This window comes from Corynebacterium sp. HMSC074C04 (assembly GCF_001838295.1).
In the GTDB taxonomy this organism is placed as follows: Bacteria; Actinomycetota; Actinomycetes; order Mycobacteriales; family Mycobacteriaceae; genus Corynebacterium; species Corynebacterium amycolatum.
The window spans coordinates 1-225 of record NZ_KV836263.1; the positions used below are offsets into that span (position 1 = coordinate 1).

Here is a 225-nt window from a genome sequence, read left to right on the forward strand (position 1 = left end):
TTGAAGGGTTTTTGATGGAGGGTTTGATCCTGGCTCAGGACGAACGCTGGCGGCGTGCTTAACACATGCAAGTCGAACGGTAAGGCTCCAGCTTGCTGGGGTACACGAGTGGCGAACGGGTGAGTAACACGTGGGTGACCTGCCCTGCACTTCGGGATAAGCCTGGGAAACTGGGTCTAATACCGGATAGGACCATGGTGTGGATGCTGTGGTGGAAAGTTTTTT

At 54.2% G+C, this 225-nt stretch carries 1 rRNA gene; it reads left to right on the forward strand.

The annotated features are described in order from the left end of the window. Nucleotides 1–11: 11 nt before the first annotated feature. Nucleotides 12–225, forward strand: a 16S ribosomal RNA gene (locus HMPREF3011_RS00015); the annotation flags it as partial.